Source organism: Flavobacterium sp., assembly GCF_027484705.1.
Classification (GTDB): Bacteria; Bacteroidota; Bacteroidia; order Flavobacteriales; family Flavobacteriaceae; genus Flavobacterium.
Genome location: NZ_JAIXSL010000010.1, coordinates 92073 through 116176 on the forward strand (window position 1 = coordinate 92073; position 24104 = coordinate 116176).

The 24104-nt window shown below is 42.1% G+C and carries 18 protein-coding genes; 15 read left to right on the top strand and 3 right to left on the bottom strand.

What is annotated here, in order from left to right; all coding sequences use genetic code 11:
- Positions 1–5: 5 nt before the first annotated feature.
- On the bottom strand, positions 6–2093 hold the full coding sequence (locus Q0058_RS05660; protein WP_298221780.1) for a M1 family metallopeptidase: 2088 nt from the start codon (positions 2091–2093) through the stop codon (positions 6–8).
- Positions 2094–2248: 155 nt separating this feature from the next.
- On the opposite strand from Q0058_RS05660, the gene recG reads away from it, so the two are divergent.
- The 6 genes from recG to Q0058_RS05690 all read left to right on the top strand — a co-directional run bounded on the left by recG (position 2249) and on the right by Q0058_RS05690 (position 12038).
- Positions 2249–4351, top strand: a complete 2103-nt coding sequence (gene recG / locus Q0058_RS05665) for an ATP-dependent DNA helicase RecG (RefSeq protein ID WP_298221782.1) — start codon at positions 2249–2251, stop codon at positions 4349–4351.
- Between the two features lie 103 nt (positions 4352–4454).
- On the top strand, positions 4455–5516 hold the full coding sequence (locus tag Q0058_RS05670; protein WP_298221783.1) for an efflux RND transporter periplasmic adaptor subunit: 1062 nt from the start codon (positions 4455–4457) through the stop codon (positions 5514–5516).
- Positions 5513–8608: an efflux RND transporter permease subunit gene (locus Q0058_RS05675; protein ID WP_298221785.1), complete on the top strand. Its 3096-nt coding sequence runs from the start codon at positions 5513–5515 to the stop codon at positions 8606–8608. Before Q0058_RS05670 ends, Q0058_RS05675 begins: the two co-directional genes overlap by 4 nt.
- 1 nt (position 8609) lies before the next feature.
- The gene (locus Q0058_RS05680; protein WP_298221787.1) at positions 8610–9908 is read left to right on the top strand and encodes a TolC family protein; all 1299 of its coding nucleotides are present in this window, start codon (positions 8610–8612) and stop codon (positions 9906–9908) included.
- Between the two features lie 97 nt (positions 9909–10005).
- Positions 10006–10872 (top strand): bestrophin family ion channel, encoded by an 867-nt coding sequence (locus tag Q0058_RS05685; RefSeq protein ID WP_298221788.1) that lies wholly within the window; start codon positions 10006–10008, stop codon positions 10870–10872.
- 242 nt (positions 10873–11114) lie between these two features.
- A complete protein-coding gene (locus Q0058_RS05690) occupies positions 11115–12038 on the top strand; it encodes an AraC family transcriptional regulator (RefSeq protein WP_298221789.1) in 924 nt (307 codons plus the stop codon).
- Here the strand turns inward: Q0058_RS05690 and Q0058_RS05695 are convergent.
- Both Q0058_RS05695 and Q0058_RS05700 read right to left on the bottom strand, forming a co-directional pair.
- The gene (locus Q0058_RS05695; protein WP_298221790.1) at positions 12035–12409 is read right to left on the bottom strand and encodes a DUF779 domain-containing protein; all 375 of its coding nucleotides are present in this window, start codon (positions 12407–12409) and stop codon (positions 12035–12037) included. The two genes, Q0058_RS05690 and Q0058_RS05695, sit on opposite strands and share 4 nt — an antisense overlap.
- A 117-nt stretch (positions 12410–12526) precedes the next feature.
- On the bottom strand, positions 12527–14032 hold the full coding sequence (locus Q0058_RS05700; protein WP_298221791.1) for an aldehyde dehydrogenase family protein: 1506 nt from the start codon (positions 14030–14032) through the stop codon (positions 12527–12529).
- Between the two features lie 275 nt (positions 14033–14307).
- Between Q0058_RS05700 and pheT the strand changes: the two genes are divergently transcribed.
- The 9 genes from pheT to Q0058_RS05745 all read left to right on the top strand — a co-directional run bounded on the left by pheT (position 14308) and on the right by Q0058_RS05745 (position 24084).
- The gene (gene pheT, locus Q0058_RS05705) at positions 14308–16728 is read left to right on the top strand and encodes a phenylalanine--tRNA ligase subunit beta (protein WP_298221792.1); all 2421 of its coding nucleotides are present in this window, start codon (positions 14308–14310) and stop codon (positions 16726–16728) included.
- 173 nt (positions 16729–16901) lie between these two features.
- The gene (locus Q0058_RS05710; RefSeq protein ID WP_298221793.1) at positions 16902–17291 is read left to right on the top strand and encodes a hypothetical protein; all 390 of its coding nucleotides are present in this window, start codon (positions 16902–16904) and stop codon (positions 17289–17291) included.
- Positions 17292–17468: 177 nt separating this feature from the next.
- Positions 17469–18017 (top strand): hypothetical protein, encoded by a 549-nt coding sequence (locus Q0058_RS05715; protein ID WP_298221794.1) that lies wholly within the window; start codon positions 17469–17471, stop codon positions 18015–18017.
- Positions 18018–18094: 77 nt separating this feature from the next.
- On the top strand, positions 18095–18454 hold the full coding sequence (locus Q0058_RS05720) for a four helix bundle protein (RefSeq protein ID WP_298221795.1): 360 nt from the start codon (positions 18095–18097) through the stop codon (positions 18452–18454).
- 47 nt (positions 18455–18501) lie between these two features.
- Positions 18502–19560 (top strand): nucleoid-associated protein, encoded by a 1059-nt coding sequence (locus Q0058_RS05725; protein ID WP_298221797.1) that lies wholly within the window; start codon positions 18502–18504, stop codon positions 19558–19560.
- 165 nt (positions 19561–19725) lie between these two features.
- Positions 19726–19968 carry a hypothetical protein gene (locus Q0058_RS05730; protein ID WP_298221798.1) on the top strand — a complete coding sequence of 81 codons (243 nt, stop codon included), beginning with the start codon at positions 19726–19728 and terminating at the stop codon, positions 19966–19968.
- Between the two features lie 68 nt (positions 19969–20036).
- On the top strand, positions 20037–20933 hold the full coding sequence (locus tag Q0058_RS05735) for an ATP-binding cassette domain-containing protein (RefSeq protein WP_298221799.1): 897 nt from the start codon (positions 20037–20039) through the stop codon (positions 20931–20933).
- 6 nt (positions 20934–20939) lie between these two features.
- Complete coding sequence (locus tag Q0058_RS05740; protein WP_298221801.1) at positions 20940–21776, top strand: ABC transporter permease; 837 nt, start codon at positions 20940–20942, stop codon at positions 21774–21776.
- Between the two features lie 25 nt (positions 21777–21801).
- The gene (locus tag Q0058_RS05745; protein WP_298221803.1) at positions 21802–24084 is read left to right on the top strand and encodes a T9SS type B sorting domain-containing protein; all 2283 of its coding nucleotides are present in this window, start codon (positions 21802–21804) and stop codon (positions 24082–24084) included.
- Positions 24085–24104 lie beyond the last annotated feature (20 nt).

Here is a 24104-nt window from a genome sequence, read left to right on the forward strand (position 1 = left end):
TCCCTCTATTTTTCGTCCAGCAAACGCTGCAAATGGGTTTTCTCACGAATGGGCAATTGCCCGCGTATGGTCACAAAGATATCCCGATATTTTTGTTCTTTGATGAGTTCCCTGATATTGTCTTTACAAAATTTCACATACTGCCAGCGATGGTTGGCGGTTCCGTAGGCCAAACCGCGAAAAACATCTTCTGTGTAAAGCTCTAAGTTCAACAATTTTTGTAAAGCTTGCTGTTGTACGTTCGAATCGTAGTTTGTTCCTGTAAAGGCAAGCAATTGAAGGTAAATCTTAATTTTTTCCTTTTGGTTTTTGGTCGTCAGATACGCGAGATACAAATGCATCAATTTTAAGTTTTTATCCTGAAAACCGATCCAGTCTTTCGAAAGTTCGATATAACGTTCCTGATGCTCCGGAAACTGCTTCCACAAATGAAACAAGGCCGCTTCCTGCGTTTCATAAGAGCGGTCTTTGAGCAAAGTTTCATAAGATAGACGAAACGATTCCGGGATTTTTACCAATGTATTGGCTACTGCTTGACGCACATGAATTTCATTGGTTTGTAAAGCGGCGTTTAACAAATACTCTTTCTCTTCAAAAGGAAGCGAAACCGACTGGTAAATTAATAATTCCTTAATCGGATAATACGCATCGCTTTTCATAATGTCAAGTATCGCCGCACGATCTTTAGTCAATGACAAAGGTTCATTGATGAGCTGCACATACTTTTTCATGAAATCATTCTTGAGCAGAATCTCCATATCGGCTTCAGGGAACACAGCGCTTTCGAGCCATTTTTTTCGGAATTCTGTCGTATTGAAATCAGAAACCAGATTGACTTCATCGAGAAAATCCTTCGTGGTCACATTTTGATATGCGTACTTTTTGAGATAATTTTTGATAGCCGCATCAAACTTCTCATCACCTATCGCTTCGTGCATAACGTGTAATGCCAACGCGCCTTTCTGATAAAAACTTAACGAACTCGCTTTTTCATTCAAGACAGGAATCGTATCGGTTTTGGAAGCCTCTAACAATTGCTTGGAAATGTTGTACAATTTATTGTAGAAATAATCGTCGCCATACACATATTTTTCCGCCAAAAGCGCGTAATAAGTCGCAAAACCTTCCTGCAGCCAATGGTCTTTTCCTGATTTCGCCGTGACCATATCGCCGAACCACTGATGCGCCAGTTCGTGCGCATTGACATTGAGATAAGTCCGGTCGTTATAGCCAATACTATCAACTACAAAATCTCTCGAAAATACTGTTGCTGAAGTGTTTTCCATACCGGCATACAAGAAATCGCGCACCGGAACCTGACGGTAAATCTTCCACGGATAAGGCACACCAATCTTATTTTCAAGAAAGTCAAAAACGTCACGGCTGTTGCGATAAGTTGGCTCTACTTTGTTGCCGTCTTCCTTTTCATAATAAAAAACCAGCGGCGTCAAGGAGTTTGAAACAATTTCCTGTTTGCGAAAATGCCCAATGGCGACCATCACGAGATAACTGCTCATCGGATGGTTCATGCGGTAATTCCAAACGATATCGTCGCCTTTGTTTGTCTTTTTGACGAGATCGCCGTTGGAAATCACTTCGAAACTTTTGTGGAAAGTAATCTCCAAGCTGAACTCGACTTTTTCATTGACATCATCAAAACTCGGTAGCCAATGGCTCGTGTATTTGCCTTGCCCCTGCGTCCAGATTTGACCCTGCACTTCTTCTGGCGTATCGATTTGTTTGTTGAAATCCCAGTTGACGAAATACATCGTTTGGGTCGGAAAAGCCTCATAAGAAAAAGTGAGGATATTGCTGCCGGTTTTGAATCCTTCGAACAACAAAAGCTCCTTTTTGTTTTCTTTGAATTTTACGTTTTGGTCATTGATTTTGACATTCGTAAAAGTCATTTTCTGGGCATCAATTCTGATGGTATCAATCTTGTTTTTGACTTCAAAGTTGTAGGTTACGTTTCCGACGACATTGCGTTTTACAGGATTGATTTCGAGCGATGCCTGCAGGGTTTTAAAATCAACCGATTGGGTTTGCTGCGCGATAAGAATCGACGTGAACAAAAGCAAAAAACAATAACGCATAGTATGGGTTTAAGGCATTGTGGCCTACAAATATAAACAGAGTTTATGCAATTTTTGCAACTTTAAATTTACATGTTTCCCACTTTAAAATTAAAACTTATCTTCGCTATACTTATTTCCTAACCATTCAGCGATACCCAAAAGCAATCATCACGATGTCGAATCTGCTCCAAACTCCTATCGAATACCTCAAAGGCGTCGGCCCGAATCGCGGCGGATTGCTTCGGAAGGAATTGGGCATCAACACCTATGAAGATTTGATTCAATGTTATCCGAACCGCTACATCGACAGGACGCGTTATTACAAGATCAATGAGTTGCGAAACCAACCTGCTGAAGTGCAATTGATTGGCAAAATCATTTCTCTCAAAATGGTTGAGCAAAAAAGAGGTAAAAGACTGGTGGCGAGTTTTGTAGATGATACAGGTCAGATGGAATTAATTTGGTTTCAGGGCCACAAATGGATTAAGGAAAACCTGCAATTAAACGTGCCGGTAGTCATCTTCGGAAAGTGTACTTTGTTCAACAATACGTACTCGATGTCGCATCCTGAAATCGAACTTTTGAAAGAACACGAACAGAATTTGCGCTCTGCGATGCAACCCGTTTATCCTTCAACGGAAACGCTCACCAACCGCGGATTGACGAGTCGTGTATTTTCGAGATTGATGCAGCAGTTGTTCCTCGAAACGCACAATCTTTTTGCGGAAACGCTACCTGATTATCTGATTGCTGAACTGAAATTGTTGCCGAAAAAAGACGCATTGTTCAACATCCATTTTCCGAAAAGCACAGAAGCTTTGGCAAAAGCGCAGTTCCGTTTGAAGTTCGAGGAATTGTTTTTCATCCAACTGCAACTGATCACCAAAAACCTGATACGCAAACATAAAATCAAAGGCCACGCATTTACGCAGGTTGGCGATTATTTCAATACTTTTTTTCAGAACCATTTGCCCTTCGATTTGACCAATGCCCAAAAAAGAGTGCTCAAAGAAATCAGGAACGATATGGGAAATCCCGCGCAGATGAACCGGTTGCTGCAAGGCGATGTAGGTTCTGGAAAAACCATCGTGGCGTTCATGAGCATGTTGTTGGCTTTGGATAATGGCTTCCAATCGTGCTTGATGGCGCCTACAGAAATCTTAGCGAACCAACATTTTATCGGTTTGAATGAATTGGCTAAATCGCTTAATATCAATATTAAAATCCTAACCGGCTCCACCAAAACTTCCGAAAGAAAAATCATTCACGAAGAACTCGAGAACGGCAATCTGCACATCATCATCGGCACGCATGCGCTACTCGAAGACAAAGTGAAATTCAAAAATCTAGGCTTGGCAATCATTGATGAACAGCATCGTTTCGGCGTAGAACAACGCTCGAAATTGTGGCAGAAAAATGAGATTCCGCCGCATGTCTTGGTGATGACCGCGACGCCGATTCCGCGCACTTTAGCGATGAGTTTGTATGGCGATTTAGACATTTCCGTCATCGACGAATTGCCACCAGGACGTAAACCAATCCAAACCGTACACCGGTTTGACACGAACCGTTTGAAAGTCTGGAAATTCATTAAAGATGAAATCGCCAAAGGCCGTCAAATCTACATCGTATATCCGTTAATTCAGGAATCCGAAAAAATGGATTTCAAAGATTTAATGGATGGTTATGAAAGTATTTCGCGCGATTTCCCTTTGCCATTTTATTCCATATCAATCGTTCACGGTAAAATGAAACCCGCCGACAAAGATGCCGAAATGAAACGTTTTTCAGAAGGCAAAACCAACATCATGGTCGCTACAACCGTTATTGAAGTTGGCGTCAATATTCCTAATGCCAGCGTCATGATTATTGAAAGTGCGGAACGTTTTGGCTTATCGCAACTGCACCAATTGCGCGGTCGTGTCGGTCGTGGCGCCGAGCAAAGTTATTGCATCCTGATGACCTCGCACAAACTATCGAGCGACAGCAAAACCCGAATGGAAACGATGTGCCGCACCAATGACGGTTTCGAAATTGCCGAAGTCGATCTCAAGCTTCGCGGCCCGGGCGACTTGATGGGGAAACAACAAAGCGGTGTTTTAAACCTTCAAATTGCCGATATCGTTCGCGACAAAGACATTTTACTAATCGCAAGACACGAAGCCGTAAAGCTTTTAAAAGACGACGCGCCCATGGAAAAACCCGAACATGCTAGTTTGCGTGCGGTTTTCATGGCATTGTCAAAAAAGAAAAACATCTGGAATTACATCAGCTAATTCTATTCACAAATCTGTACCTACAAACGTTAAATAAAATTAAACGCCCCGAATTTTCCAATTTGTAACCGTAAATTTGTTTGCTACACGTTATCCCACTACCATGAAAATAAAATACCTCGCCTATATTCTCATCATTATTGGCTTTGGCGCCTTCATCACCTACCGAATCAGCGAAAACAAAAAGAAAGACGACACTGGTAAAGACAAAAACGGAAAAAATAAAACGATGAATGTCAGCGGCATCGTGGTTAAACTGCAAACTTTCGACAACAATCTTTCGCTCTCAGGCGCTATTGAAGCCAACGAACAAGTTGAAATCCGCAGCGAAGTTTCAGGCATTGTGGAAAGCATCAATTTTCAGGAAGGCAGCAACGTCAGCAAAGGGCAACTGTTGTTCAAAGTGAATGACGTCGAGCTCCGCGCCCAACTCGGCCAAGCCAAAACCAAAGAAGGATTGGCTGCAGAAAATGAAAGACGTGCCAAATTACTACTCCAAAAAGAAGCCATCAGCCAGGAAGAATACGATATTGCCAGAGCCGATTTCAAATCAGCCCAAGCACAAAGCCAACTGATCAGCGCACAAATCGGAAAAACATCAGTCAGAGCGCCGTTTTCAGGAAAGATCGGATTGCGCAACATTTCTCCTGGAACTTACATTACGCCAACCATTTTAGTGGCCAATCTCGTCAATAGCGGGAAATTGAAAATCACTTTTTCGATTCCTGAAAAGTATGCAACGGAAATTAAAATGAATTCCAACCTGACGTTCACCGTAGCGAATTCAGAAAAAAAATATACCGCAAAAATCTACGCCATCGAGCCCGGAATTGAAGCCACTACCAGAACTTTACAAGTCCGCGCGATTGCCGAAAACAGCGACGGAAAATTACTTCCCGGGACATTCGCCAACGTCGAATTGCCTTTAGACATCATCAAAGACGCGATTGTCGTTCCTACAGAAGCCATTGTCCCAGTACAAAATGGCAAGAAAGTTTTCATCTCCGACCATGGAAAAGCTAAGGAAGTTATTGTTGAAACCGCCACGAGAACCGACGCTTCGATTTTAGTACTTTCAGGTTTAAATGCGGGCGACACCTTAATCACGTCGGGCGTTATGACCTTGAAAGCAGACGCCGGAGTTAAAGTAAAAGTCAAATCATGAGTTTATCCACTATAAGCATCAAACGCCCGGTACTCACGATTGTACTGAATCTGACGATTATTTTGTTCGGTTTGATTGGGTATACTTTTCTGGGTGTACGCGAATTTCCATCAATTGATCCGGCGCAGATTTCAATCCGAACAGATTATGCGGGCGCAAATTCTGACATCATCGAATCGCAGATTACCGAGCCTATTGAAAAAGCAATTAACTCGATTGACGGAATTAAAAACATCACTTCCTCGAGTGTTCAAGGGACAAGTAATATTACTGTTGAATTCAACCTGAATAAAGACCTAGAAACCGCTGCGAATGACGTGCGCGACAAAGTAGCGATAGCTGCAAAAAGCCTTCCGAAAGATATCGATGCACCGCCGGTAGTTTCGAAAGCCGATGCCAATGCCGATGCGATCATTTCGATGACGGTTCAAAGTGATTCCAGAAGTCCTTTAGAGCTTAGTGATTACGCTGAAAATGTGATTGCGCCAAGGTTGGAAACGATTCCGGGCGTCAGCGGCATCCAGATTTGGGGGCAGAAAAAATACGCGATGCGCTTGTGGATTGATCCAATAAAACTTGCCGCTTATGGTTGTACGGTTTCGGATGTCAAGAATGCATTAAACCAGCAAAACGTCGAATTGCCTTCAGGAAAATTGACTGGAAACAACACCGAACTTACCGTAAAAACTGTTGGGAATCTGGACAAACCCGAGCAATTCAACAACATCATCATCAAATCCGATGGCGAAAAAACCGTGCGTTTCAGCGATATCGGTTCTGCCAATTTAGGACCGGAAAACCTCGAAACGCAAATGTCACAATCGGGTTTGCCTTTGGTCGGTGTGGCGATTGTGCCGCTTCCGGGTGCGAATTATCTTGATATTTCGAAAGAATTCTACAAAAAATTTGAAACGCTGCAACGCGATTTACCCAAAGACATAAAACTTAACATTGCAATTGACAACACGCTTTTCGTCAAAAAATCAGTACTTGAAGTGGCGGAAACCTTAGGTATTTCATTGTTGCTCGTGATTCTGATTATCTATTTATTTTTCAGGGATTGGGCGATTGCGTTCCGACCGCTGATTGATATTCCGGTTTCTTTGATTGCCACGTTCTTCATCATGTGGATGTTTGGTTTCTCCATCAATGTCTTGACATTGCTCGCTATCGTACTAGCAACAGGACTCGTCGTCGATGACGGAATTGTAGTCACTGAAAACATCTTCAAAAAAGTCGAGGAAGGCATGTCGCCGATTGAAGCCGCGATCAAAGGATCTAACGAGATTTTCTTTGCTGTGATCTCGATTTCAATTACACTCGCAGCGGTGTTCTTACCGGTAATTTTCCTTGAAGGATTTGTCGGCCGTCTGTTCCGGGAATTCGGCGTCGTCATTGGCGCTGCGGTTTTGGTTTCCGCTTTTGTTTCCTTGACCTTAACACCAATGCTGAACGCTTACCTGATGAAAGGCGGCGAACAAAAGAAATCGAAATTTTACAATTTTACCGAACCGTTTTTTGTCAAAATGAACCAGACTTATGCGAGCAATCTGCAAAGTTTTATGAAAAGGAAATGGCTTAGTTTTCCCATTTTGATAGCATGTTTCGGATTGATTTACCTGTTTTTCAACATCATCCAAAAAGAAACCGCGCCTTATGACGACCGCAGCGGTATGATGATGTCGATTACCACGGCGGAAGGTTCTTCGTATGAATACACAAACCGTTTCATGCAGGAAATTTCACAGCTGATTGACGATTCGATTCCCGAAAAACGAGTGGCACTTGTGATTACGGCACCGGGTTTCAACGCTTCGGCAACCAACAGCGGAAGGGTTCGACTTTCTTTAGTGCAGCCTGAAGACCGCGAACGTTCGCAAAAAGAAATCGCTGAGAAGCTCACCAAATGGACGAAAAAATATCCCGAAGCCAAAACATCCGTGACCGAACAACCAACTATTGCCGTGAATAAACGCGGCGGTTTGCCGATCCAATACATCATTCAGGCACCGAATTTTGAGAAATTACAGGAAAAAATTCCTCAGTTTATGGAAGAAGCCTCGAAAGATCCTACGTTTGCAATGGTCGATGTAAATCTCAAATTCAACAAACCCGAAATCAACGTCACGATTGATCGCGAGAAAGCTGAAAGCCTAGGAATTTCAGTACTTGATATTGCACAAACCTTACAACTTTCGTTCAGCGGACAGCGTTTCGGTTATTTCATCATGAATGGAAAACAATATCAGGTTATTGGGCAATTCGACCAGAAAGACCGCTCGAAACCGCTCGATCTGACTTCGATTTTTGTGCGCAATGCCAAAGGCGATTTGATCCAGATGGACAACGTCGTGAGCATTTCTGAGAAAAGCAACCCGCCGCAATTATACCACAACAACCGAAATATGTCGGCTACGGTTTCCGCTGGATTGTCGCCCGGAAAAAGTATCAGCGACGGAATTGACGCCATGGATCGCATCAAAGCGAAAGTGCTCGACGATTCGTTTACGACGGATTTGGGTGGCGAATCGCGCGATTTCGTGGAAAGCAGTTCGAATACTTCGTTCGCATTTGGCTTGGCATTGCTGTTGATTTTCTTAATTCTTTCGGCGCAGTTTGAAAGTTTTATCGATCCGTTTATCATCATTTTAACGGTGCCGATGGCAGTGGCCGGAGCTTTATTTTCGTTGTGGCTGTTCGGTCAAACGTGGAATATTTTCAGTCAGATCGGAACGGTCATGTTAATCGGTTTGGTGACGAAGAACGGAATCCTGATCGTTGAATTTGCGAACCAATTAAGAGAACAAGGCAAACCGAAACTCGAAGCGATTTTAGAAGCCTCAGAAGCGCGACTTCGACCAATTTTGATGACGAGTTTAGCGATTTCACTCGGAGCATTACCAATTGCATTATCGCTCGGAGCAGCCTCAACAAGTAGAATCGGAATGGGCGTCGTGATTGTCGGCGGAACGATTTTCTCATTAATACTAACCTTGTTTGTAATTCCTGCCATGTATTTAATGTGGTCGAAAGCCAGAAAACACCATCCGGAATTTGACCATATAGAAGACTTTGAAAAAGAAACCAAATAGTATGAAAACGATAAGCTTTTTGATGTTGTTGCTGGGTGCTTTCGGTATGAATGCGCAGGAAATTCTGACGCTTGAAGACGCCATCAAAATCGCCTTTGAGAATAATTACGAGATTAAAATCGCGGCGAACAATTCCAAAATCAACCAAACGAATACTGCCGTTGGAAATGCCGGAATGCTTCCTTCGGTTACCACTTCTTTCGTTGATAATAACGGTATTCAGAATTTGTCTCAAACCAGAACTGACGGCACGACCACTTCGCTCGACAATGCCAAAAACAACAGCCTGACATACGGCGCGAATTTAGACTGGACGATTTTTGACGGCTTTACGATGTTCGCGAAATATGACCAATTAAAGGAATTGCAGAAACTCGGCGAAGTACAACTCAAGCAAACAATCTTAAATAAAGTAAGCGATGTAATCTCGATTTATTACGATTTGGTGCAACAACAACAGCAATTGAATGCACTTGATACGACGATTGTCATTTCAAAACAACGGTTGACTTTGGCACAAAACCGATATACGATTGGCAAAGCTTCCAAACTTGAAACGTTAAATGCTCAAGTCGATTTGAATACCGACACGACGACTTTATTGCGTCAGAAAGAATTGTTTGCGAATACCAAAATCGCTTTGAACGAACAGCTTGCGAGAGATACCAAACTTGATTTTAAAGTGATTCCCGAAATCAAAATCGACGACCAATTGGAACTTGCCAACCTGACACAGCTCGCATTCAAACAAAATCCTGAACTCGAAGCTTTGGTGATTAATAAACGGATTTCTGAATTGCAGTTGAAACAGGTCAAAGGCACGCGTTATCCAACGGTCAGAGTCAATACAGGTTATAATTTTGGCGAAACGAAATCGGATTTGGGATTCACGACCGCGACTTCTTCGCGTGGTTTGAATTATGGTTTCAGCGCTTCGTTGAATTTGTTCGATGGCTTCAACCAGAACCGCACGGAAAAAGTGGCGAAACTGCAGATCGAGAATTCTCAAATTGCGATTGAGCAGCAGAATAAAACTTTGGAAAGCCAGTTGAATTCAGCGTTTCAAACCTATTTGACCAATCTTGAATTGGTAAAACTTGAAGAAAAAAATGAAGCGATTGCCCAACAGAATCTCGACATCACTTTGGATAAATTCAGGATTGGGACGATTACGACTTTAGAGTTCCGTACCGCGCAACTCAATTACATCAACGCCAAAGTGCGCAACACCAATACGCAGTTTCAGGCGAAATTGTCTGAGATTGCTTTGAAGGAATTGGCGGGAAATTTGGGTTTTTAGTTTAAGTTTGCACTTCATGGAACGCGAATATCACGGATTTGGCGGATGGCACTGATTTCTTTTGATGCGTGAATTACAAACAGCTACTTATTGAAATATGATTTCCTACAACACCAAAGATTGGTTTACTTTTATATTCAGATTCCACAAGGCCGATACGTTTAGAACGCTGTTTCCTATTATGATTGCGATTGGAATTTATTCTGGTTTCGTCGGTTATATGGAAGTGGAATATTGGCAACTCACTGAGAAAAGCTATATCAAAAACATTACGATCATGCACGGCATGCTGGGTTTTGTGATTTCATTGTTGCTCGTTTTCAGAACCAATACCGCTTACGACCGTTGGTGGGAAGGCCGTAAAATGTGGGGCGCGTTGGTGAACAACAGCCGGAATTTTGCGCTCAAACTCGCGGTGATTTTAAAAGATGAAAAAGACAGCCACTATTTCAAAAAAATGATTCCGACTTATGCGGCGGTGTTGCACCAACATTTGAGCAATGAAGAAACAAGTCAGCAATTGTTTGATGGTGTTGATTTGGAAATCGACCACCATTTGCACAAACCCAATCAGGTGGCCAAAAAGATGTTTCAGAAAATCAATGATTTGTATGATTCTAAAAAAATATCAGGCGACCAGTTGATTATTTTGAATGCCGAAATCCAGTCGTTTACGGATATTTGTGGCGCTTGTGAACGTATTAAAAACACGCCTATTCCCTACTCTTACAGCGCGTTCATCAAGAAATTCATTTTCTTTTATGTGATGACTTTGCCGTTTGGCTATTCGTTTAGCTTGGGATATTATACTGCGCCCGTAGTGGTTTTTATCTTTTATGTTTTGGCAAGTTTAGAACTCATTGCCGAGGAAATCGAAGATCCTTTTGGTGGCGATGCGAATGATCTGCCGACGAAGAAAATCGCCGAGAATATCAAAAAACATGTCGCGGAACTGATGCCCTAGCCCGGATCGCAACAGCATCCTTTTGTTCTGGGGTTCAGAACAAAAGATATTGTGAAGAGCCGGAATCGCTTCTAAAAAAGGGCACGCTGATTACACTAATCTTACGGATTTACGCTGATTAAAAATCCGTGGCCATCTGTGTCATCCGAGTTATTTGAGTTCCATAAATTATAACGTTTTCGATTGCTGATTTTAAGTATATTTTCATACATTTAAACGCTTGTTTTGAAAATTCAACCGCTATGAACCACCAACGTTCTTTTATCCATCCGCCGCATTTATCGAACGAGAAATCGTTGAAGACTTTAGTCGAAAACCGCACCGTGTACTCGCTGAACCATTGTGAACTCAATCTTTTCGAGACTTATGAAGCTTCGGCTTTGGTTCCGTTGAAATTTAATGACCTGGTCGTGACCAGCATGTTGCGCGGCAAGAAAGTGATGCACCTTTTTGACGATCCGGAGTTTGAATATTTGCCTGGTGAAACGGTGGTGATTCCGTCGAATGTGGAGATGAAGATTGATTTTCCGGAAGCAACTAAAAACAATCCGACGCAATGTCTGGCTTTGGCAATCGATCAGGCGAAGATTACCGATACTTTGCATTTCCTCAACGAGCGTTATCCGAAAGAAGGCAACAACCAATTCTGGCAATTGAACTATCAGAATTATTTTTTCTATAACAATGTAGAATTGGCGGCCACGATCAACAAACTCATCAAAGAATGCACAAGCACTTCGATTACGAAAGATGCTTTGGCCGATTTGACATTGCAGGAATTGCTGATACGAATCATTCAGACGCAAACGGCAAAAGCCATTGATGACGGCTTATTGCTGGACCAAAAAAATCCGATGTCGCATGTCGTGGAATTCATTCGGATGAATCTTAAAGAGAACATCAGCATGAAGAATTTGAGTGAAAAAGCTTGCATGAGCACGACTTCTTTCTATCGTTTTTTCAAGCGCGAATTGGGCATGAGCCCGCTGGAATTTGTATTGAATGAAAAAATAAAATGCGCCAAGCAACTGTTGAAAAACCCTACGATACAAATTAACGAAGTGTGTTATTTGTCGGGCTTTGAAGATTGCAATTACTTCATTCGACTGTTTAAAAAGCACGAAGGCATTACGCCGAAACAATATCAGTTGCTGTATGTGAATTAATCTTCGAGGAAATGCAGCGGCGTCAAATCTTCTAATTCTTCGGCTGTAAACATTCTGGACTGCGTCAGAAATCTCAAACCCATAGGGATTTCAAGTGAAAAACTGGAGCCGCGGCCTTCGACAACGTGAATGGTCAAATGAGTGAATTTCCAGTATTCAAATTGGTCTTTGCTCATCCAGAACTCGCAATCGTCAATACTTCCGAGGCAAACATCGCTTTGCCCGATTTTGAAATCGCCTTTTTCGAAACACATCGGTTGCGAACCGTCGCAGCAACCGCCACTTTGATGGAACATGAGATCGCCGTATTTGGCTTTCAGTTTTGCAATCAACTCGCTGGCTTCGGGTGTTAAAGATACTCTTGGTGTCATATTTTAGAATTAAAATGGAACGCGGATAACACTAGTTTTACGGATTAACACTGATAAAAAATTCGTGAAAATCTGCGTCATTCGTGCGATCCGCGTTCCTCAAAGGACTACTTTCTACTAAAAGAAACCTAACTTATTTTTGTCATAAGAAATCAACATGTTTTTCACTTGACGGTAATGGTCGAGCATCATTTTGTGGTTTTCTCTACCGAAACCTGATTTTTTATAACCACCAAACGGAGCATGTGCCGGATAAGCGTGGTAACTGTTGACCCAAACGCGTCCGGCCTGAATCGCTCTTGGCACTTGGTAAATTTCGTGTGCATCGCGAGTCCAGACGCCGGCACCCAATCCGTATAGAGTATCGTTGGCGATCTCTAGCGCTTCTTCGACGGTTTTGAAAGTCGTCACGCACAATACCGGCCCGAAAATTTCTTCCTGAAATACACGCATTTTGTTGTTGCCTTTGAAAATCGTCGGTTGGATGTAATAACCGCCCGCCAATTCGCCATCGAGGTGGTTGATTTCACCACCGACTAAAACTTCTGCACCTTCTTCTTTTCCAATTCTCAAATACGATTGAATTTTTTCATATTGATCATTCGATGCTTGTGCGCCCATCATCACGGTTCCATCTAACGGATGTCCGATTTTGATGGCTTTTACACGTTCTATAATTCTTGGCATCAACTTATCGTAGATATCTTCTTGGATTAACAAACGTGACGGACAAGTACAGATTTCGCCTTGATTCAAAGCAAACATTACGGCGCCTTCAATCGCTTTGTCGAAGAAAGCATCGTCTGCATCGGCTACGGATGAAAAGAAAATATTCGGAGATTTTCCGCCCAACTCCATCGTTACCGGAATCAAGTTTTCTGAAGCATATTGCATGATCAATCGACCTGTGGTGGTTTCTCCAGTAAATGAAACTTTCGCCACGCGATCGGATTGCGCAAGCGGTTTTCCGGCTTCTAAACCAAAACCGGTGACGATATTCAAAACGCCCGGTGGCAAAATATCCTGAATCAATTCCATCAAAACCATGATTGATGTTGGTGTCTGTTCGGCTGGTTTTACGACGCAACAGTTTCCTGCCGCTAAAGCCGGAGCTATTTTCCAAGTGGCCATTAATAGCGGGAAATTCCATGGAATGATTTGTCCTACAACGCCTAAAGGTTCGCTCAGACAAATGCTGACCGTATTTTCATCGTGTTCTGAAATACTACCTTCTTCAGCGCGGATCACGCCTGCAAAATAACGGAAGTGATCGATCACTAAAGGCAAATCGGCGGCACGTGTTTCGCGGATGGCTTTTCCGTTGTCGATGGTTTCTACGATCGCGAGGTATTCTAAGTTTTCTTCGATGACATTCGCAATTTTATTCAACAGATTGCTTCGGTGCGCTGCGGATGTTTTTCCCCAGGTTTTGAATGCTTCGTGTGCGGCATCGAGTGCGAGATTGATGTCTGCTTTGGTTGATCTCGCAGCTTTAGTGAACACTTTTCCGTCAATCGGGGAAACATTTTCGAAATACTCACCACCTACTGGTGGAACAAATTTCCCACCGATAAAATTGTCATACTGTGCCTTAAATTGAGGTCTTTGTACTATGTTACTCATGTTTTATAGTTTTTTTGGTTTGTCCAAATTTAATTTCATCAGGACCATTCGAATAGCACAATTCGTTCAACTAATAGCATGAAATTACCACATCCACGTTTTATAACTTATTTTTTTAATTGATTCGTAAAATTGATGGCTTTAATTTAACGGATTCCTATTTTTGAAACCAAATTAATCCGGTTTTCTCAATCCTAAAAAACCAAAAAAAATTGTTTCGGGTTCCCACGCGCAATTCCTATATTTGCACGCGCATTTAAGACTTATTTAGCATTATGAAAATCTCGTACAACTGGTTAAAACAATTTATCAAAATCGATTGGAAATCTGATGAAACTGCCGCTTTGCTGACCGACTTGGGTCTTGAGGTGGAAGTCGTTGAAAAATATCAATCCGTCAAAGGCGGTTTAGAAGGTATTGTCGTAGGTCACGTACTCACTTGCGTACAGCATCCGAATGCCGACCGTTTGAAAGTGACGACCGTTGATTTGGGCGATGGCGCTCCGGTGCAGATCGTTTGTGGTGCTAGTAACGTAGCCGCCGGACAGAAAGTACCAGTCGCTACGATTGGAACGACTTTATACGACAAAGACGGAAATTCATTCGTGATCAAAAAAGGGAAAATCCGCGATGAGGAAAGCCACGGGATGATCTGCGCTGAAGACGAATTAGGTTTGGGAACAAGCCACGAAGGCATTATGGTTCTTGATGCGAACCTGAAACCCGGAACTTCCGTCGCCAAAGTATTCAAAATAGAAAACGACGAAATATTCGAGATTGGTCTGACACCAAACCGTGCCGACGCCATGAGCCATTTAGGAACCGCAAGGGATTTACGCGCAGGATTAATCCAAAGCGGTGTGAATGTGGAATTGATTACGCCATCGGTCAGCAATTTCAGAATCGACAAACGCACGCTCAAAATTGACGTGAAAATTGACAATAATAAATTAGCACCGCGCTATTGCGGCGTTACGATTTCAGGAATCAAAGTGAAACCTTCTCCCGAATGGTTGCAAAACCGTCTGAAATCAATCGGATTGAATCCGAAAAACAATATTGTTGACGTTACGAATTATGTGCTTCACGAACTCGGACAGCCTTTACACGCTTTTGATGCTTCGAAAATCAACGGGAAAATTGTGGTGAAAACGTTGCCAAGCGGAACCAAATTCACGACGCTTGACGATATCGAGAGAACCTTGCACGAAGAAGATCTGATGATTTGCGACGACAAAGGACCAATGTGCATTGCCGGTGTTTTTGGCGGTAAAGATTCGGGAGTCACTGAAAACACCACGAACATCTTTTTGGAAAGTGCTTATTTCAATCCTGTGAGCATTCGTAAAACGGCGAAAAGACATAGTTTGAGCACTGATGCTTCGTTTCGTTTTGAAAGAGGCATCGACCCGACTATTACAGAATATGCGCTGAAACGTGCGGCTTTGTTGATTCAGGAAGTGGCCGGCGGCGAGATCACTTCGGACGTCATCGATATTTATCCTAAGAAAATAGATGATTTTCCTGTGTTTTTGAATTTTGCCAAAACCGCGAAACTCGTCGGGCAGGAATTGTCCAAAGAAATCATCAAGAAGATTTTGGCTTCGCTTGATATTAAAGTGAACAGCGTGACTGATGCCGGTTTGGGATTGACGATTCCAGCTTATCGCGTGGATGTTCAGAGAGAAATCGATGTGATTGAGGAAATCCTTCGCGTGTATGGTTACAATAACATCAACTTCACGAAAAAACTCAATGCGACCGTTTCGAATTCGGCGCGCACGGAAGATTATAAAGTGCAGAATATCGTGGCGACGCAATTGAACTCGAATGGGTTCCATGAAATGATGGCCAATTCGTTGACCTCGCCCGAATATGTGGCGCTTTCTGAAATGCTCAAGGAAGAACACAACGTGACGATGTTGAATCCGTTGAGTAATGATTTGTCGACGATGCGTCAATCTTTATTGTTTTCAGGATTGGAGGCCATTTCATACAACATCAACCGTAGAAATTCAGATTTGAAATTATTCGAATTCGGAAAATCTTACCACAAATACGAGTCAGGTTACGAGGAATTGAAGCACTTGACGTTATTCCTTTCGGGAAACCGAACTTCAGAAAACTGGACGAGCCCGCAAAAACCGACGGATTTTTTCTTTTTCAAAGGTTATGTCGATGCGATCGTTGCAAGACTTGGTTTGGAAAAAATCAAAATCGAACCCGTAAAATCGGATGTTTTCGCTGAAGGCGTAGCGATGGTAATTGGCGAGGAAATTTTAGTCGAATTTGGTACAATCAAAAAATCGATCCTCAAACATTTCGACATCAAACAGGAAGTTTTGTTTGCGGATTTCAACTGGAATCTGGTGTTGAAACAGGTTTCGAATAAAATCAAATTTGCCGACATTCCGAAATATCCAGAAGTCAGAAGAGATTTGGCTTTGCTGCTGGACGAAAACGTAGCATTCGATGCGGTGTATAAAATCGCGCGCCAAACGGAGAAATCATTGTTGAAGAACATTTTATTGTTCGACGTGTATACCGGAAATAATTTACCTGAAGGCAAGAAATCATACGCCGTGAGCTTTACATTACAAGATACCTCCAAGACACTGACCGACGAGCAGATTGACAAAGTGATGGGCAAACTGCAGAAGAATTTAGCGGCGGAACTGGGCGCGACATTGCGATAATTATGGCACGTGGGCCACACGGATAACGCAGATTTACACGGATACAATAAATTTTATCGGCGTAAACCCTTAAAATCCGCACCATCAGCGTTCCTTTTTCTTCGTTATGATTTAACCAATGAAAGAAAAAATTATATTTGTGTATCAAATTATTAATCTAAACACACGATAAAATGAAAATCAAATCTTTAGCCATCGTACTGTTCGTATTGGCGATCAACAGCGTAAGCGCACAATCCACTATGGACAAATGGCCGGCCATCAAGACATTCCACGAAGTCATGTCGCAAACGTTCCATCCATCAGAAGAAGGTAATTTGCAGCCCATCAAAACCCGTTCGGAAGAATTGATGAATAAAGCGGTCGATGTATTAAAATCGGACATTCCCGCAGATTACAAAACTCCTGCTATTTTGGCTTCGGCTGAAAAACTGCAACTCAAAGCCAAAGCCTTGCACAAAATGGTCGTAGCCAAAGCATCGGATGCCGACATCAAAAAAGCATTGTCGGATCTTCACGATGTTTTTCATGATATTGTCGGACTTTGTTCCGAGAAAAAATAAGAAATCCTAGACCGAAGTGGTGAATCAAAATTTAGCCACGGATTTGCGAATAAAAGTTTGAATGCTATTTCAAAAAAATTCGTGAATCCGTGGCTAAAATCTTTTCAACAAATGCGAAATCCTAAATCTAAATGTAAAATTAAATTTTACCTTTGGCCTTTCAAAAAATAAGACATTATGGTTTATAAATTCAGAGTAATTCTCGACACTGAAGAAGATATTTTTAGAGACATTGCCATTCTTGAGGACGATACTTTAGAGGATTTGCACAATGCGATTGTAAATGCTTTTGATTTTGACGGAATGGAACTGGCTTCATTTTACACTTGCGACAACCAATGGAATCAGGATGAGGAAATTCCTCTTTTTGATACAGGCGATGTGGCCGGCGAAATGAAAACCATGGCGGACTATCCGCTCGCTTCGATTCTTGATAAAGAGCACACCAAAATCATTTACGTCTACGATTTCCTTAACATGTGGACGTTCCTTGTGGAATTGGCCGCAATCGAAGAAGTTGCTGTGAATGAAACTTACCCAAGTACTTTATTTTCGCACGGAATCATGCCGTTGGATGCGACAGACAAATCGTTTGAAGCCGATATGACCGATGACATTTACGGCGAATTTGAAGACGATCTTGACGAAGACGACCTGGATATGTTTGACGATAATGAAGGCGGCGAAAGCTTTGAGGATTATGGGTTTGAGGAGAATTGGAATTAGTCATAAGTCACTAAGGTTCTAAGTCGCTAAGGTTCTGAGGTTTTTGAGTATCTTTGAGATGTCTAATCCATACAACCATGAGCAATTACAGAAATCTATTAGTGTGGCAAAAAGCCATGAGCCTGACCACAATCATTTACCAATCAACAAATCAATTTCCTAAAGAAGAAATTTTCGGATTAACTTCACAAATCAGAAGAGCATCAATTTCAATTCCAAGTAATATTGCCGAAGGATACGGAAGGGATAGCAATAAAGAATATTTGCGTTTTTTAAACTTTTCGATTAGTTCTCTTTTTGAATTACAAACCCAACTTGAGATTGCCAAAAACATTACTTATTTAAAAGAGACCGAATTTAATAACTTATATGAAGACAGCCGTGAATTAGAACGGATGCTGGTTTCATTCATAAACAAAATTAAAGAACGAAATTAAAAACCTTAGTGCCTGAGCGCCCTTAACCTTAGAACCTTTCATAAAAAATGATCAATTTATACAACACCCACATCGAAAACCTTTCGATCCACAGAGTCGGAAACAAAAGCCGCAACGAAGCCATTTTCCTTTCGGAACAGCCTTACAACCTCAATGATGAAGTCGTTCCTTTGCTCAAGGAATATTTCTTCAAGCCTTTTCGCGAAAAAGAGGAAAACTATTTCCAGTTTGCACATGAAGTTGATTTGGATTACAATGACATGTACAAACTCGCATCGGAAGTTTTCGACAATCCTAGTGCAATTCATGAAGTTTCGAAAAAAATCACCAAGCATTTGTTTGAGCAGTCGAACCATCCGCACATCAAGAATGGTGAAGTGTATGTGACTTATCTGACGAACCTCAACATCGACAACAATGTCGTGGATGCGATTGGAATTTTCAAAAGCGAAATACAGGCTGATTTTATGCAGTTTGAGGAAAAAGGCAACACGCTTGAAATGATTTTGCAGCAAGGCATCAACCTTAACAAACTAGATAAAGGCTGTCTGATTTTCAATTATAAAAAAGAAGAAGGTTATAAAATTCTGACCGTGGATTCCAACCGATATGATGCGAGATATTGGCTTGAACATTTCCTTTCCGTGGATGCTTTTGAGGACGAGAATTTCATCACCAAAAAATACCTGAAGTTCTGCCAAGGTTTTGCCAAAGACGTTGTTTTTCCTGCCGAGGACAAGAAAGAAGAAGTGATGTTTATGAACCGTTCGGTGAATTATTTTGCGAAAAATGATCAGTTCGAAGAAACGAATTTCCTCAATGAAGTGCTAGACAATCCTGATTTGATTCCGGAATTCAAAAACTACAAAGTCGATAAAGGCGAAAAATACAGCATCGAAGACGTGACGACATTCCCGATTGCGAATGCTGCGGTTTCTGATGCGCGAAAATCGATTAAAAACGTCATCAATCTTGATACGCACATCCAAATCAAAATGGATTTCATCAACCCCGAAAGCGCCGAGAAATATGTCGAAAAAGGCTGGGATGAAGAAAAGCAGATGTATTATTATCTGGTGTATTTCAACAAAGAACAGAAAAGCTAGAAGCTTTATTTCAATGAATTAAATCCTCAAAGGCAAAACCGTTGGGGATTTTTTGTGTTTTGTAAGTATTGAATTACTCTTTCGTTAAAAAAAAGCATTTCATCGATATAATTTGCTTTTTACCAGCTACTTAGCTAGGTTTGATTTCTTAATGCACCCCAGATTATGAAAGCATCCCAAACCAAACCCCTGCAGACCGTCGGAAAAGTATGGTGCGCCTTTTTTGGCCATAGGTTTTATACCTCGCGTAATGTGACCGACCATTTCAAGGAATACAAATGCAGCCATTGCCAGCTCGAACTGACCAATGACGAGAAAGGGCATAAAATCTATTTAACGCCTGAGCTTAAAGACATTAATGAAACGCTGGTCAACTTCTACCAAAGAAGGCATCACTTGGTATCATAATTTGATGTCGTAATTGGTAACTTTTCCATAACTTGTTCGTCGAATACGCAATCTCAAAAACGAACACTTTGGAAACCATCCTCAGCATTGAAAACCTCAACAAACGTTTCGGCCCGATCCACGCCGTGAAGAACGTTTCCCTCGAAATACAAAAAGGCAATGTCTACGGAATTCTAGGCCCTAACGGCTCCGGAAAATCAACGACTTTGGGTATTGTCTTAAACGTCGTCAACAAAACATCAGGAAATTATTCGTGGTTTGGAGGCACAATGCAAACCCATGAAGCTTTGAAGAAAGTCGGCGCCATCATAGAACGCCCGAACTTTTATCCTTATATGACCGCGCGCGAAAACCTCGAACTGGTCTGTAAAATTAAAGGTATTCCGTATACCAAAGTGCATGAAAAGCTCGAATTGGTGGGCTTGTTAGATCGTGAAAACAGCAAGTTCAGTACTTTTTCGCTTGGGATGAAACAGCGTTTGGCGATTGCTTCTGCCCTATTGAACGATCCTGAAATCTTAATTCTTGACGAACCCACTAACGGTCTTGATCCGCAAGGCATCCATCAGATCCGCGACATCATCAAACTGATTGCAGCACAAGGAACCACTATTTTATTGGCTTCGCACCTTCTTGATGAAGTCGAGAAAGTCTGCACGCACGTTCTCGTATTGCGTAAAGGCGAAGTTCTTTACTCCGGCCGCGTCGACGGTATGTCTTCTAACGAAGGTTTTTTTGAATTGCAAAGCGATGATTTGGCGCAATTGAAATCTGCGTTATTATCAATTCCCGCGATTGAAAAATGCACCGAAGAAAATGGAAAAATTCTCGCCTATCTCAAACAGCCGCTGGAAGCCAAAGAACTGAACCGCATCCTGTTTGAGGAAAAAATCGTACTGAACCATCTCGTGAAACGCAAACACAGCCTCGAAGAACAATTCCTGGCGCTGACCAACAAATCCTAAACCGCCATGAAAAGATTACTCGCCATAGAATTACAAAAAATCTGGAAGAACAAAGCCAGCCGGATTTTGACTTTGTCTTATTTTATATTGCTGACGTTTATTGCGCTCGTGGCTTCGATCAAGTTTGATTTGGGCGCGTTCCAGTTCCATCTGGCTGAAATGGGGATTTTTAATTTCCCGTTCATTTGGCATTTCAACACTTATATCGCAGCGATTCTGAAGTTTTTCCTTGCCATTGTCATCGTATCGATGATGGCCAATGAATACAGCTATGGCACGCTGAAACAAAATTTGATTGACGGATTGAGTAAGAAAGAATTCATCGCCTCAAAGTTCCTTACTGTTGTAGTTTTTGCTGCAGTATCAACCATTTTTGTGTTTGTGATGTCGCTGATTCTCGGGTTGAGCTTTTCGTCATATACCGAACCATCAATCATCTTTTCCGAAATGGATTATCTCGTAGCCTATTTTGTAAAACTCGTCGGGTTCTTCTCGTTCTGTTTGTTCTTGGGGATTTTGGTCAAACGTTCCGCGTTCGCCATCGGTTTCTTGTTGGTCTGGAACATTCTGGAAGGCATCGCGAAAGGCATTCTGACCTTCAAAATATTTCCGAACAATAACAACGATGTATACATCACGCAATTTTTCCCGCTCGAAGCGATGTCAAACCTGATTATTGAGCCGTTCACCAGATTGTCGTTGGTCAAATCCATCGGGACGCAGATTGGCATCAACAATATCAAGGATTATAGCGTACATTGGTTCGGAATTTTGATTGTTTTGGTCTGGACATTTATTTTTATGTTAATGTCTTACAATTTGCTCAAAAAAAGAGATTTATAGTATCTTTGCCGATGCTATGAATCGGATGAAGAAACTTCTTATTACCTTAATTTGTTGTTGTTTCCCTACAGTATTGCTAGCCCAATACATTCAGGTTGATGATACTTATACCGCACAACGGCTCGTCGAAAATGTGCTGATCAATAGTCCGTGCGCGAATGTTTCGAACTTCAGTGTCAGCGGCGATCCGTTCAGTCCTGGCGAACAAAGCTATGGCTATTTCAATGGAAGCAGCAGTACTTTCCCGTTCGCGCAAGGCATCGTATTGAGCACTTCGCGCGCCAAAAGAACCGAAGGCCCAAACAACAATCTTATCGATGAAGGAAGTTCGGCATGGGTTGGTGATTCTGATTTGGAGCAAGCATTAGGAATCAGCAATACATACAACGCTACGGTATTAGAGTTTGATTTTACACCACTTACGAGTGCTATCAGTTTCGATTATATCTTTGCTTCTGAAGAATATCAAGGAAACGCACCTTGCAGATATTCCGACGGATTCGCCTTCCTGTTGAAAAAAGCCAATACTACTGATACTTATCAAAATTTGGCTTTAATTCCAAATACTACGACACCGGTTCTTGTGACTACTGTGCATCCAACAATTTCAGGTTGCCCTGCCATTAACGATGCATATTTTGGTGGTTTCAATGGCAATAACGCACCCATCAACCTCAACGGGCAGACCACAGTGATGACTGCAAAAGCGACCGTCATTCCCGGTGTGACATACCATATCAAATTGGTGATTGCCGATCATGAGAACATACGATATGATTCCGCGATATTTCTCGGAGGCGGAAGCTTCAATGTAGGAACCGATTTGGGTTCGGACCGATTGGCTGCTACCAACAATGCGATTTGTCAGGGAAAACGCTACCCGCTTGATGCAACGGAAGCGGGCACGAATTCCTATCAATGGTTTAAGAACGGAAGTCCACTTTCGGGCGAAACCAATCCAACCTATGATGTCAACGACGCCGGAACTTACTCCGTGGAAATCACACTCGGCACCACTACCTGTATCGCCACGGGCGAAGTCACCATCGAATATATCCCGACACCAACACTGACCAACACGACGATCGTGCAATGCGATGAAGATAACGACGGGACCACTTTGTTCAACCTAACCAAAGTCGATGGCATCATTACCAATAACGACAGTACTTTTAGCGCCGTAACTTATTACGAGAATTTACCTGATGCACAGAACCAGATTACGGCCAACGCGATATCCAACACAACTTCATACCTCAGCACTGCAAAAACAATTTATGCTACGTCCGCTAATGCTTCAGGCTGTTATGGTGTTGCGAATGTAGTGCTTCAAATTTCCAATAATACTTTTCCTTTTGTGGTAGATTATGAAAGTTGCGATCTGGATTCCGTCATAGATGGTTACTATGCTTTCCCGTTGAGCGATGTTGATACTAAAGTACTCAACGGATTGCCTGCCGGACTTATCGTCAACTACTATCCTACATATAACGATGCGCTTTTGCAAACCAATATTTTGCCGGCTAATTACACCAACAACACACAATACGTTGATAGAATTTATGCCAAGATTTTAAACGGCAGCGATTGTTACGGCATCAAGACGGTAGATTTGTATGTCAACAGCAATACGCCACCTAATTTCGGAGACGAAGAAGTGTTTATCTGCGACGGTGTTCCTTATCCGGTATCGATTGCCACCAACTTTTATTCCTACCTCTGGAGCAATGGCGATCTTGACAATGCCACGACCTTCAGTACGGCAGGATTATACACCGTAACCGTGACCAATCGCGATGGTTGCGAGGCTACGAAACAATATACCGTTACGGCTTCTCAGACGCCCATTATTACGAGTGTTGATGTGAATGACTTTCAGGGTGACACCAATTCCGTTTTTGTTAATGTGACTGGTTCGGGAGATTATGAATATTCTTTGGACAGCGTCCATTTTCAAAGCAGTCCGTTTTTTGCCAACGTGCGCTCAGGTGAGTATATGGTGCACGTTAAGCATCCGCTTTGTGGTGAAGATTTCTATAAAATTTACGTCTTGAATTATCCGCAGTATTTCACCCCAAATGATGACGGTTACAATGACTTATGGCAAATCAAAAATCTGGATTCCCATACGATGGCTACGGTACGGGTTTTCGACCGTTATGGCAAACTTTTGAAACAGTTCGATGCCCTGGAAAAAGGCTGGGACGGAACCTTCAACGAAATGCGACTGCCTGCCGATGATTACTGGTTTGTGCTTGAACTCGAAAACAACAGAACCATCAAAGGGCATTTTTCACTCAAACGATAATAATTGTATTTTATTTGCTA

Coding starts and splice junctions, on each gene's coding strand:
- Q0058_RS05680 (WP_298221787.1), top strand. CDS start 8,610: ATGAAAACGATAAGCTTTTTGATGTTGTTGCTGGGTGCTTTCGGTATG.
- Q0058_RS05675 (WP_298221785.1), top strand. CDS start 5,513: ATGAGTTTATCCACTATAAGCATCAAACGCCCGGTACTCACGATTGTA.
- recG (WP_298221782.1), top strand. CDS start 2,249: ATGTCGAATCTGCTCCAAACTCCTATCGAATACCTCAAAGGCGTCGGC.
- Q0058_RS05690 (WP_298221789.1), top strand. CDS start 11,115: ATGAACCACCAACGTTCTTTTATCCATCCGCCGCATTTATCGAACGAG.
- Q0058_RS05685 (WP_298221788.1), top strand. CDS start 10,006: ATGATTTCCTACAACACCAAAGATTGGTTTACTTTTATATTCAGATTC.
- Q0058_RS05695 (WP_298221790.1), bottom strand. CDS start 12,409: ATGACACCAAGAGTATCTTTAACACCCGAAGCCAGCGAGTTGATTGCA.
- Q0058_RS05740 (WP_298221801.1), top strand. CDS start 20,940: ATGAAAAGATTACTCGCCATAGAATTACAAAAAATCTGGAAGAACAAA.
- Q0058_RS05720 (WP_298221795.1), top strand. CDS start 18,095: ATGAGCAATTACAGAAATCTATTAGTGTGGCAAAAAGCCATGAGCCTG.
- Q0058_RS05670 (WP_298221783.1), top strand. CDS start 4,455: ATGAAAATAAAATACCTCGCCTATATTCTCATCATTATTGGCTTTGGC.
- Q0058_RS05700 (WP_298221791.1), bottom strand. CDS start 14,032: ATGAGTAACATAGTACAAAGACCTCAATTTAAGGCACAGTATGACAAT.
- Q0058_RS05660 (WP_298221780.1), bottom strand. CDS start 2,093: ATGCGTTATTGTTTTTTGCTTTTGTTCACGTCGATTCTTATCGCGCAG.
- pheT (WP_298221792.1), top strand. CDS start 14,308: ATGAAAATCTCGTACAACTGGTTAAAACAATTTATCAAAATCGATTGG.
- Q0058_RS05730 (WP_298221798.1), top strand. CDS start 19,726: ATGAAAGCATCCCAAACCAAACCCCTGCAGACCGTCGGAAAAGTATGG.
- Q0058_RS05710 (WP_298221793.1), top strand. CDS start 16,902: ATGAAAATCAAATCTTTAGCCATCGTACTGTTCGTATTGGCGATCAAC.
- Q0058_RS05745 (WP_298221803.1), top strand. CDS start 21,802: ATGAAGAAACTTCTTATTACCTTAATTTGTTGTTGTTTCCCTACAGTA.
- Q0058_RS05715 (WP_298221794.1), top strand. CDS start 17,469: ATGGTTTATAAATTCAGAGTAATTCTCGACACTGAAGAAGATATTTTT.
- Q0058_RS05725 (WP_298221797.1), top strand. CDS start 18,502: ATGATCAATTTATACAACACCCACATCGAAAACCTTTCGATCCACAGA.